Annotated in this window: 11 protein-coding genes; 7 read left to right on the plus strand and 4 right to left on the minus strand. The window is 72.0% G+C overall.

What is annotated here, in order from left to right; genetic code table 11:
* The 3 genes from ACWEPL_RS08995 to ACWEPL_RS09005 are packed head-to-tail and all read left to right on the plus strand — an operon-like array spanning position 1 to position 3,621.
* Positions 1-942: a carbohydrate ABC transporter permease gene (locus ACWEPL_RS08995; protein WP_452435660.1), complete on the plus strand. Its 942-nt coding sequence runs from the start codon at positions 1-3 to the stop codon at positions 940-942.
* Positions 932-1,762, plus strand: coding sequence for a carbohydrate ABC transporter permease (locus ACWEPL_RS09000; protein WP_350742026.1), 831 nt, complete (start codon positions 932-934; stop codon positions 1,760-1,762). The genes ACWEPL_RS08995 and ACWEPL_RS09000 overlap by 11 nt, the downstream gene beginning before the upstream one ends.
* 2 nt (positions 1,763-1,764) lie before the next feature.
* Positions 1,765-3,621: a hypothetical protein gene (locus tag ACWEPL_RS09005; RefSeq protein ID WP_452435661.1), complete on the plus strand. Its 1,857-nt coding sequence runs from the start codon at positions 1,765-1,767 to the stop codon at positions 3,619-3,621.
* Positions 3,622-3,643: 22 nt separating this feature from the next.
* Here the strand turns inward: ACWEPL_RS09005 and ACWEPL_RS09010 are convergent, their stop codons facing one another.
* Entirely contained in the window at positions 3,644-4,738 is a 1,095-nt protein-coding gene (locus tag ACWEPL_RS09010) for a winged helix DNA-binding domain-containing protein (protein WP_452435662.1), read from the minus strand.
* Between the two features lie 33 nt (positions 4,739-4,771).
* Positions 4,772-5,188 (minus strand): VOC family protein, encoded by a 417-nt coding sequence (locus ACWEPL_RS09015; protein WP_452435663.1) that lies wholly within the window; start codon positions 5,186-5,188, stop codon positions 4,772-4,774.
* Between the two features lie 95 nt (positions 5,189-5,283).
* On the opposite strand from ACWEPL_RS09015, the gene ACWEPL_RS09020 reads away from it, so the two are divergent.
* Genes ACWEPL_RS09020 through ACWEPL_RS09030 form a run of 3 tightly spaced genes read left to right on the plus strand, consistent with a single transcriptional unit; the run spans position 5,284 to position 8,044 of the window.
* A complete protein-coding gene (locus ACWEPL_RS09020) occupies positions 5,284-6,291 on the plus strand; it encodes a helix-turn-helix transcriptional regulator (RefSeq protein ID WP_452435664.1) in 1,008 nt (335 codons plus the stop codon).
* A 44-nt stretch (positions 6,292-6,335) separates the two neighbouring features.
* Positions 6,336-7,187 (plus strand): phytanoyl-CoA dioxygenase family protein, encoded by an 852-nt coding sequence (locus ACWEPL_RS09025; protein WP_363967912.1) that lies wholly within the window; start codon positions 6,336-6,338, stop codon positions 7,185-7,187.
* Positions 7,184-8,044, plus strand: a complete 861-nt coding sequence (locus ACWEPL_RS09030) for an AraC family transcriptional regulator (protein ID WP_363967910.1) — start codon at positions 7,184-7,186, stop codon at positions 8,042-8,044. The genes ACWEPL_RS09025 and ACWEPL_RS09030 overlap by 4 nt, the downstream gene beginning before the upstream one ends.
* A 21-nt stretch (positions 8,045-8,065) precedes the next feature.
* Here ACWEPL_RS09030 and ACWEPL_RS09035 read toward each other — a convergent pair whose 3' ends face one another.
* Positions 8,066-8,944: a hypothetical protein gene (locus ACWEPL_RS09035; protein WP_452435665.1), complete on the minus strand. Its 879-nt coding sequence runs from the start codon at positions 8,942-8,944 to the stop codon at positions 8,066-8,068.
* A gap of 114 nt (positions 8,945-9,058) precedes the next feature.
* On the opposite strand from ACWEPL_RS09035, the gene ACWEPL_RS09040 reads away from it, so the two are divergent.
* Positions 9,059-9,877, plus strand: coding sequence for an APH(3'') family aminoglycoside O-phosphotransferase (locus tag ACWEPL_RS09040; RefSeq protein WP_452435666.1), 819 nt, complete (start codon positions 9,059-9,061; stop codon positions 9,875-9,877).
* Positions 9,878-9,964: 87 nt separating this feature from the next.
* On the opposite strand, the gene ACWEPL_RS09045 is transcribed toward ACWEPL_RS09040, so the two are convergent.
* Positions 9,965-11,119: an alpha/beta hydrolase family protein gene (locus tag ACWEPL_RS09045; RefSeq protein WP_452435667.1), complete on the minus strand. Its 1,155-nt coding sequence runs from the start codon at positions 11,117-11,119 to the stop codon at positions 9,965-9,967.
* Positions 11,120-11,125: the final 6 nt, after the last annotated feature.

Consider the following 11,125-nt stretch of genomic DNA (forward strand, 5'->3'; position numbering starts at 1 on the left):
GTGGCGGTGACGGATCTCGGCAACCGGGTGGCTGACCGCACCGCCGCCCGGCCCCGCCACTTCTGGACCATCCCCCGGCGCGACGCCCTCGTCGGTTACCTGCTGATCTCGCCGCAGCTCGTCGGAAGCGCGCTGTTCGTCCTGCTGCCGCTCGGCCTGGTCGTCTACTACAGCCTCCAGGAGTGGAATGTGCTGGCGGGCACGTTCGAGTTCGTCGGGGGCGAGAACTACGCCAAGCTGCTCGCCGACCCGAACATGGGGCAGGTGCTGACCAGCACCGCGCTCTTCTCGGTCGGCCTGGTCGTGCTCAACCTCGCCCTCGCCCTCATCCTGGCCATCCTGCTCGACCAGCGGCTGCGCGGCACCACGTTCTTCCGCACGCTGTTCTTCTCGCCGGTGCTGGTGTCGCTGGTCGCCTGGACCATCGTCTGGCAGTTCCTGCTCCAGCAGGACGGCGGCATCAACGGCCTGCTCGGCGCGGCGGGCGTGGACGGCCCCAACTGGCTGCGCGGCGAGACCACCGCCCTGCTGTCGGTCGTCGTCGTCCAGGTCGTCAAGAACGTGGGGCTCAACATGGTCCTGTTCCTGGCCGCGCTCCAGGGCGTGCCGCGCCAGCTGTACGAGGCGGCACAGCTCGACGGCGCCGGCGCCTGGACCCGGTTCCTGCGCATCACGGTGCCTCTGATCAGCCCGACGATCCTGCTCACCTCGATCATCACCGTGGTGGGGTCGCTGCAGGTGTTCGCGCAGATCGCCGTGCTCACCCAGGGCGGGCCCGGTATGTCCACCACTGTCCTCGTCTACTACCTGTACCAGCAGGCCTTCCAGTTCCGGCACCTCGGCTACGGCGCCACCCTGTCGGTCCTGTTGTTCCTGATCGTCGCGGCGCTGACGTTGCTGCAGTGGCGGCTGCGCCGGAGGTGGGTCTTCCATGAGTCGTAGGGTCAAGCTCGCGTTGTACGCGCTGCTGTGCGTGTTGTGCGTGCCGTTCGTCTTCCCGACCTGGTGGATGGTCACCTCGTCGGTGAAGCCGATCAGCGACATCTTCGCCTTCCCGCCCGCGCTGGTGCCCTCCAGGTTCGACTTCTCCACCTACAGCCGGGTCTTCGAGCTGCAGCCGTTCGGGCAGCAGTACCTCAACAGCCTCTACATCGCCGCGGTGGTGACCGTCGGGACGATGGCGGTGGCCGCGATGGCCGGCTACGCCTTCGCCCGCATCCGCTTCCCCGGCCAGAACGTGCTCTTCCTGGTCGTGCTCGTCGGCCTGCTGATCCCCAGCGAGGTGACGATCGTCCCGCTGTTCCAGATGTTCCACGCGGCGGGGATGACCGACACGCACTGGCCGCTGATCCTGGTGCCGATCCTGGGCGCGCCCAGCGTGCTGGCGACGTTCATCATGCGGCAGTTCTTCATCACGCTGCCGGACGAGCTGGAGGAGGCCGCCAGGGTCGACGGGCTCGGCCGCTTCGGCACCTTCTGCCGGGTGGTGCTGCCGCTGGCCAGGCCGGCGCTCGGCGCCGTCGCCATCTTCACCTTCCTGCACTCGTGGAACCTCTATCTCGAACCCATCGTGTTCCTGTCGACCCCGTCGAAGTTCACCCTGCCGCAGGCGCTCACCCAGTTCGTCGACGCCTACGGCTCGCCCCTGTGGAACGTGCAGCTGTCCGCCGCCACGATGACCGCCCTGCCCATCCTGGTCGTCTTCGTGCTGGCCCAGCGGCAGTTCATCGAGGGGCTCGCGCACACCGGTCTGAAAGGCTGACCATGCTCTCCCGCCGCACCCTGCTCCGCGCCGCCGCGCTGCTCCCGGCCGTCCCCGTGCTCGCGCCCGCCGCCGCCTTCGCCGCCATCCCCTCCCTGCCGCCGGCTGTGGACCGCACGTCGTTCGCCCCCCACGAGCAGCGCTTCGCGCCGTACCTGGCCACCCTGGCGCCCATGGTCAACGACATGGACTCCAGCGGCTTCTTCGCCGGCGGCTGGTGGCGTACGCCGGCGGCGTCGTACAACGCCCGCGTGCAGGAGCACGTCTTCACGCTGGCCTGGTTCCACGCCAATGCCCGCCCGTGGAACCCGTACGCCGGGGACGCGAGCCTGCTGGCCGCGCTCGACGCGGCGCTCGGCCACTACCTGTCACTCCAGCACCCCGACGGCTCCTTCCCCGAGTACAGCCGTGACCAGCACGGCCTGGCCCCCACCGGGTTCGGCCTCGGCTACCTGGCCAAGACCCTGCGCCTCCTGCGCGCGTCCGGGGCGCTGCCCGCGCGGCAGGCGCAGCTCACCGCCGCGTTGCGCAAGGCCATGACGTGGTTCCTGGACGCCGGCAACCGGGTCGTCTGGCAAGATCGCCTCACCTGGGCGAACCAGACCACCTCGGGCCTGGCAGGGGCCACGCACGCGCTCCGGCTCGACCCCGACCCCGCGCTCGCCACCCGCCTGACCGAGGCGTTCGCCCGGCTCCCCGCGGTCGGCCAGAGCCCCGCCGGCTTCTTCTACGAGGAGGGCGGCCACGACATGAACTACAACTTCGAGGTCATGCTCCCCGAGCTGGCCGACGCCTACCTCCACAGCCAGGACGCGCACCTGGTGGACATGGCCCGCGCGTTCACCGGCTTCCTGTCCTACAACCTGCTGCGCGAGCCCGACGGCGCCGGATACCTGGTCAACGTCGCCCCCTCCACCCGCACCAGCGCCCGCTGGTACGACGAGGTCCGGCCCGACCCCGACAGGACCGCGCTCAACTGGACGTTCACCCGCCAGGTGCCGCTGCTGTCGGCCTTCATGACCGCCCGCGAGGACCTGGCCGACGCCCGTACGGCCTGGGCGGCCTCCACCGACCCGGTGACGCCGCTCGCCAAGCAGGACACCTCGCCCCGCATCCTCACCCACGGCCTGTACGGTGAGCGGTTCCCCAGCAGGCGGCAGCGGGCCGAGGCCATCGCGGACCTGCCCTACCTGCGCTCGAACGACTTCGCCGAGCTGCGCAGGGACGGCAGCCAGGACTTCCTGTACGTCCGCAAGCCCGGCCTGTACCTGGGCGGCTACTTCGGCACGCGCGCCTCCCGCAGCCGTACCGGCCTGACCTTCCTGTGGCACCCCGACGCCGGCACGATCATCTGCGGGCTCAACGACAACAACTACGCCTGCTGGTCCACCGTCTTCCCCGGCCAGGCGCCCGACTCCGACGGCTCCCTGCCCGCCACCTACTTCCACGGCGCCCCAGGCGGCCGCGAATGGAGCGGCGGCCGGGCCCCCGCCGCCCTCGGCATCCGCTACGGCAACGCGAACGTCACCACGGACGTCCTGGTCACCCGCCGGACGATCCGGCGCACGGTCACGGCGAACGCCGCCGCCACCGAGCAGATCCCCCTCGTCCTGCATCCCACGGACGTCCTCACCTTCACCGACGGCACCCGGGCGGCGTTCGGCGGCACGACCACCGCCACCGCCGACGGGTTCGACCTCCGCAGGGGCCGCACCACGATCCGCCTGCGCTGGAACACCCCTTTGCAGGCGACCCTGGCGGCCGGCAGCGTGCGCTACTTCCGCGACGGCGCCCGCCGCTTCCACGCCCTTCGCATCCCGCACCAGGGCACGTTCGACCTCACGGTCATCATGGGGTGACGCGACCGCCGGGCTGGTGACCTCAGCCGTCGCCGATCCGCACGCGGTGGCTGTCGCCGTCGGACAGGAACGCCGCCAGCGCCCGCCCCTGCTCGCCGACGGCGTCGCGGTCGGCTCCGGACAGGCGGCCCAGTGGCGTGACGGCCACCGTGCCGTCCTCGACGGTCCAGGTCGCGCGGACCCGGCCGTCGACCAGGACCACGCGGGCCCCGGCGACCGACAGGCCGCGGTGGGCGTCGTCGATGATCCGTCCGCGGTCGTGGTAGCCGAGGATCGCGTTGTCGAAGGCGGGCAGGAACCGCACCGGCGCGGGCGTGCCGGGGTCGGGACGCGGCGCGTCGGGCAGGTCCAGTAGCTCCCGGCCGCGCTCGTCGCGGAAGGAGACGAGCTCGGGGCGTACCGCGGCGACCGCGCCCGGCAGCCCGGCCAGGCCGCACCAGGCGCGCAGGTCGGCCGAGGCCGCCGGGCCGTAGGCGGCCAGGTAGCGCCGCACCAGCGCCTCGCCGACGGGGTCCGAGCCGTTCGGGGCGGGCGGGTCGATCTCCCGGCCGAGCCAGGAGGACAGCAGCGCGTTGCTCACGCCCGCCTTCGTCCGCCACAGCCCGCGCGGCGGCAGCTGCACCATCGGGATGAGGGCGGCGACCAGCATCTCGCCCAGCACGCGCGGTCCCGGCGCCGGCCAGCGCTCGGCGACCGCCCGCCCGATCTCGCCCATCGAGCGGGGCTCCCCGTCGGCCATCAGCGCCCGGCCCGCCGCCAGGAGCTCGTCGAGGTCCACCCCGTCGAGCTCGCGGCGGTAGGTCCCGAGCATGCGCTGGCGCAGCATGGCGTCGTGGCGGGCGCGCCAGGCCAGGGCGTCCTCCGCGGTGAGGAGGTGAACGGTGCGGCGCATGAGAATGGTCCGCACCAGGCGTCGCCCGGTCAGCAGGTCCGAGAGCGCCGCCGGTTCGAACGCGCGCAGCCGCGACCAGAGCCCCACGAACGGCTCCTGCGGTTCCTGCGCCTGCAGGCCGCACAGGTGCGCGACGGCGTCCCGCACCGGTAAGTCGGCGCGGTCGAGCAGTAGCTGCCGCGCCAGCGTCGCGCGGTTGAGTGTCCGGGTGTCGAGCACAGTCATGCGATCATCCTGCCGCAGCGCGTTCTGTGATGATCAGTACTGGGCGGCGACGTCGATGACCCAGGTCACGCCGAACCGGTCCGTCAGCATCCCGTACAGCGGGGCCCACTGCGCGGGCCCCAGAGGCTGCAGCACGGTCGCCCCGTCGGACAGCCTCTCCCAGTACGCGGTGATCTCCTCGGCCGTCTCGCCGCGCACCGAGACGAAGAACGCGTTCTCTCCCCGGCTGTACGGCAGGCGCGAGGGCACGTCGTAGGCCATGACCTCGAATCCGCCGGCGGCGCTCACCTGGCCCCACATGACCTGGTCGGCCTCGGCCGGCTCCTGCACGTTGCCGGCGTCCTTGTAGGTGACCACGGCCAGGTCCCCGCCGAACACGGACTGGTAGAACGCGAGCGCCGCCCGGGCGTCTCCGCGGAAGTTCAGATGGGTCACGGTGTTCACGGACATGATGTGCTCCTTGGTCGGTCGTCTTTCCGGTCGCCGACCACACTTCCAGGGGTAGCGGTCAGGTTGTGGCCTCTTCTCCGGGCGATACTGGACGGGTGCAGAAAACCTCGGCTCGGCTGCTGTCGTTGCTCTCGCTGCTCCAGGCACCCCGGGACTGGCCGGGAGCGCTGCTGGCCGAGCGCCTCGGCATCAGCCCGCGCACCGTGCGCCGCGATGTCGACCGGCTGCGTGAGCTCGGCTATCCGATCGTGGCCACCAAGGGACCCGAGGGCGGTTACCGGCTCGACGCCGGTACGCGGCTGCCGCCGCTGCTGTTCGACGACGAGCAGGCCGTCGCCCTGGCCATCGCGCTCCAGGCCGCCACCACGACCGGCGCCGGCATCGAGGAGGCCGCGGCCCGCGCGCTGACCACCGTCCGGCAGGTCATGCCCGCACGGCTGCGCCACCGCATCGACGCACTCCAGATCATCGCCGTCGAGCGGTACGCGCCCGATCCCCAGGTCGACAGCGGGGTGCTGGTGTCCGTCGGCGCCGCCGTACGCGCCCGGGAGGTGCTGCGTTTCGACTACGCCTCGCCGGGAGGCGACGACGGCGGCCCGCCGCGCCGCGTGGAGCCCCACCACCTCGTCACCTGGGGCGGGCGCTGGTATCTCGTGGCATGGGATCTCGACCGGGAGGACTGGCGGACCTTCCGGGCCGACCGGATCGCGCCGCGCGTCCCCACGGGGCCCCGTTTCGCGCCGCGCGAGCTGCCCGGGGGAGGGGTGGCCGCCTTCGTGGCCGATCGGTTCCGGGGTTCCGGCGGCTCCGGCGACTGGCCCTGCCGCGGCGAGGTCATCCTCGGCCTGCCGGCCGCCGCCGTGTCCCCCTACGTTCACGACGGGGTGGTCGAGGAGCTCGGCCCGGACCGGTGCCGGCTCATCCTGGGGTCCTGGTCCTGGGTCGGGCTGGCCGCGAGCGTCGGCAGGTTCGACGCCGGCATCGAGGTCGTCGGCCCTGCCGCGCTCAAGGACGCCTTCGCGCACCTGGCCCGCCGCTACGCCGGCGCCTCCTCGTCCCAGGTGGCGTCGGCGGATGACACGATTCGCCATCCGGATGCGTGATCGGGCCATGGCCGGGACCGGGCCGCGATGGCGATGATGGGGCGATGACGAACCCCGACCTGAAGTCCCCGTACGAGCGCGACGGCTACCTCGTCCTCGACCGCGCCCTCGACCCCGGCGAGGTGGGCGAGCTGCTCGAAGAGGCCGTCCGCATCTGCCGGGGCGAGCTCGGCGACATCAGCGGCGCGCTCCCCGCCGGGGACGCCGACAGCGACGACGACGTGCTGCGCAGGTTCCTGTGCGTCCACTACCCGCACAAGCTGTCCGGCCTGATGCTCGACACGATGCGCCATCCGGCGATCGTCTCGGCGCTGACCTCGCTGATCGGCCCGAACGTCAAGGCGATGCAGTCGATGTTGTTCATCAAGTCCGAGGGTGAGCCGGGGCAGGCCTGGCACCAGGACGAGCTGTTCATCCCGACCCGCGACCGTTCGCTCGCGGCGGCCTGGATCGCGCTCGACGACGCCACCGTGGAGAACGGGTGCCTCTGGGTGCTGCCCGGATCGCACCGGCGCGGCGTGCTCTACCCGAACCGCGAGCACGACGACCCCCGCTACGACTGCACGGTGGAGTCCTACGGCTTCCCGTTCGGTGACTCCGACGCGGTGCCCGTCGAGGTCGCGGCGGGGACCGTGGTGGTGTTCAACGGCTACCTGTTGCACAGGTCGCTGCCCAACACCGGACGGCGGGGTTACCGGCGGGCGCTGGTCAACCACTACATGAGCGCCGAGTCCCTGCTGCCCTGGGCCGTCCCGGCGGAGGGGACGGGCATGGCGCAGGCGGACTTCCGGGACGTCGTCCTCGTCGCCGGCACCGACCCGTACGCCTACAAAGGGCTCCAGGACGTGCGCCGGCCGCGGATCCGCCCGAATCGCGACGGCGGCTGTGACAGATGACGATCTCCGTCGATCTGGTGGCCCGGCTCGAGCCGAGTGTCGCGGACTATCCGCCCGGCTCGACGTTCGGCCCGCGGGAGGCCAGGTCGTACCAGTTCGTCTGGCTGCTCCGCGGCAGTGCCACCTGGCTGTGGGACGACGTCGCGCTGTCGCTGACCCCGGGAAAGCTGCTGCTCATCCGGCCGGGTATGCGTGACGCGTTCCGCTGGGATCCCCGCACCCCGACCCGGCACGCGTACGTGCATTTCACGCTCACGGGTCAGGTGCCGGCGGACTGGCCGCTGGTACGGGACCTGACCGGGCGGCACGACCCGATGGGCGCCCTGTGCCAGTATCTGCTCTGGCTGGGCGCCGAGTGCCCGCCGCGGTGGCGGGTCCAGGCCTGCGAGACGCTGCGCCTGCTGGTGCTGACATTCCTGGCCGATCCGGCGCCGGCGCAGCGCCCGCCCTCGGCCCTGCCGTCACCGGTGACCGCGATGCTGCGCGCGGTGCGCGAGCACTGGTCCGACGGGGTGGCCAGGCCGGTGCCGATGCGGGAGCTCGCCTCGGCTGCCCGGGTCTCGCCGAGCACGCTGTGCCGGACGTTCCGCCGCACGTTCGGGGTCGGTCCGGTCGCCGCCCTCGAACTCCTCCGCCTGACCAGGGCCGAACCGCTCCTGTGGCAGAGCAACCTGTCCATGCGGGCGATCGCCGCGCAGTGCGGCTTCGCGGACGCCTACCACTTCTCCCGCCGCTTCCGCGCGATCTACGGGATGGCGCCCACCACGTTCCGCCGCACCGCACCGGAGGCCGCCCCGCCGTCACCGGCGGAGTCCTACGGCCTCACGGTGCTGCAACCGCTCGTCCAGGCCCCCTGACCCAACCCGCAGCGTGCACTCTCACCGGCGCCCGTACGCCTGCGTCAACGCCACCAGGACGGCGAGGCCCGCGACCACGGCGACGCAGTGCTCGGCCACGGCCACCCCGCGAAGTTCGACCGGCTGGTACGTTCCGGCCACCAGCCACGCCAGCCGCCACGCTCCCCATGAGAACAACGACCCGGAGGCGACGAACCCCACGGCCATGGGCAGCCACACCGGCGTCCGCCCGCTGCCCCACGGGCCGAGCGCCCACAGGCTCCAACCGGCGCCCGCCGCGCACAGCGCGCTGTTGGCCATGAGGAGCCTGCCCTGGGTGTCGCACACCGTGAGCAGCCCGTAGGTGCTGCCCGCGGCCCAGGAGATCCAGGTCGCGGTGAGCACCCCGAGCGGCGGCAACACCCAAAGGAAGCGGCCGTCCGCTCGTTCCCGGCCCACCCGTCCGGTGAAGGCGCGGGGCCATCGTTCACGCAGGAAGAGCGGCAGGCCCACGACCAGCGCCACCGCCATGCCCGCGAACCCGACGCCGATGAGCGCGCTCTCCCAGGCCGGCGTGGTGGCCGCCGGCTCGGGTGCGCTCGGCGCCACCAGGCTGGCGACGATCATGTACGGGATCATGGACACCAGGAAGCCGCCGGCGACCCACCCGAGCGGCAGCACCAGCCAGTCCGGCAGCCGCGTCCCCCACGACTGGGCCAGCGCCAGGCCCAGCGCGGCGCCGGCCAGCGCCATCACCACCGTGATCGCGTTGAGCAGCACCCACTGGGCCGTGCCCTGCCACACCTCGGCGGCGATCCAGACCAGCTTGACCAGCAGGTAAAGAGACATCGCCGCCGCCGCGCCGAACCCGGCGACGCGGCGCACCAGCACGAGCGTACGGACCTCGATGTGTAGACGCATGGCAGGAGCCTCGCGGCCGGCGGGGGTGCCCGGGCACCCCCGTAAGAGGCAGGCCCCTCCCCAGTGAGGGGGAGGCGGGCTTCACGGTCGGCCCCGGCGGCTAGGGTGGTTCACATGATCGACTCGACATCGGCCTTGCGGGCACTGCTGTACGACGGCCGCGACGGGGACGGATGGATCCCCGTCACCGGCGGCGAGTCCGGGGCCGATGTCTTCCGCTCCGATGACGGCACCCGATACGCCAAGTGTGTCCCCGCCGATTCCGTGACCTCGCTGGAGGAGGAGCGGGACCGCGTCGAGTGGCTGGGCACGCAGGGCGTTCCGGGCCCGCGCGTCCTCGACTGGCGCGTCACGGCCGACGGCGCCCGCCTGGTGACCAGCGCCGTCGCGGGCGTTCCCGCCGATCGGGTCCCGGCCGCGGAGCTGCGGGCGGCCTGGGAGAAGATCGCGGATGCCGTACGCCGCCTGCACGACCTGCCCGCTCGCGGGTGCCCGTTCGCGCGGGATCTCACATGGATGTTCGCCATGGCCCGCGACGTCGTCGCGCGGGGCGCGGTCAACCCCGCGTTCCTCCCGGAAGAACAGCAGGACACGCCCGCCGGCGAACTGCTCGCCCGCCTCGAGCCCCAGCTGGAGCACCGCCTCGCGCAGGAGGCCGCCGAGACGGTCGTCTGCCACGGCGACCTGTGCCTGCCCAACATCATCCTCGACCCGGAGACCCTGGACGTGGCGGGCTTCATCGACCTCGGCCGCCTCGGACGGGCCGACCCCTACGCCGACATCGCGCTCCTGCTCGCCAACGCGCGGGAGACGTGGCCCGACGAGCGGGAGGCGAGCTTGGCGGACGAGAGGTTCGCCGAGCGGTACGGCATCGTCCTCGACCGTGACCGCGAGCGGTTCTACCTCCACCTCGACCCGCTCACCTGGGGTTAGCGCCGGTAGAAATCTACAATGTAAAGGGCGTCGGTTGGGGCAAACCCCATCCAGAACAGCGCAGAACCACGGGCTCCACGACGGATCTCAGGATTGGCCGCAGGTCGCGGGGCAGAATTTGACCTCGGGGTAGCGTGCGGACGGCTTCTCCAGGAGGGGCTGCCGTTGCGATTTCAGGTGCTGGTCGAGGAAGGCCGCCACGTACGTACGGGTGAGCTCGGCGGCGCGCGCCGCGGGCAGGATGCCGTAGGAGGGTTTGATGCCGAGGGCGCCTGACAGGAGCGGGAGGTCGGTGAAGGATTGGTGGTCCGCGCCTGACAGCACGATCCAGCGCTTCCAGCCGGTGAGCAGTTTCCAGTCGCGCTCCCACGAGTTGTCGCGGCCGCCGGGGACGTGCTGCGGTGAACCGATGAACATGAAGGGCCGGGAGAATCCGGTTTTGGGGATGCGGGCGTAGGTGGTGCCGTCCATGTCGATCCCGGCGCGTATCCGGGGGTCCTTCACCATGGTCGCCATGGCGCCGGCCCCGCCGATGGACTGGCCGACCATGGCGATGTGGGAGCGGTCGATCCGGTCGGCGCCGTTCCAGGTCGAGGGCAGTTGGTCGAGCACGAACGAGACGTCGGCGGCTCGGCCCGCGACCAGGCCTGTGCCGAAGCCGGGGTCGGCGTCGCTGTCGCAGGCGAGGCATTCGGCGACGCGCCCGTCGGCGAGGGTCGTGGCGTAGCTCTCGTAGGTGTGGTCGATGCCCGCGACGACGTAGCCGCGGCTGGCCAGGTCCTCGGCCAGGGCGGTGAGCGTGCTCATCGGTTTGGTGAAGCCGGGGGAGAGCACCACCAGGGGAAGGTCGCGGCCTGTGGGTTCGGCGTCTTTGGTGGCGTTCGTTCGGGTCTTGCTCAGGGTGTCGTCCGGGACGCCCGCGATCCTGCCTCCCTTCAGGGTGAGCTCGGATTCCTTGGGGGTCATGTACGGGGCTCGCTGTCCGTCGCGCTGCTTGGTCGGGTACCAGAGGGTGACCTTGAGTTCTCTGGTTGTGGCGTCGAGGTCCCAGGGGTCGGGGCGGGAGGTGTCGTTGAGGTACAGGGCGGTGGTGCCGACGGGGTGGGGGCCGGTGGGGGCGGGCAGGGTGGCCGGGCCGGTGGGTGTGGCCGAGGGAGCGGCGGAGCGGGGCGGGGTGGGTGCGGAGCAGGCGGACGCGGCGAGGACGGCCAGTCCGGCGGCGACTGCCAGGAGGTGTCTCATCGGAGA

It is taken from the genome of Nonomuraea sp. NPDC004186, assembly GCF_053603495.1.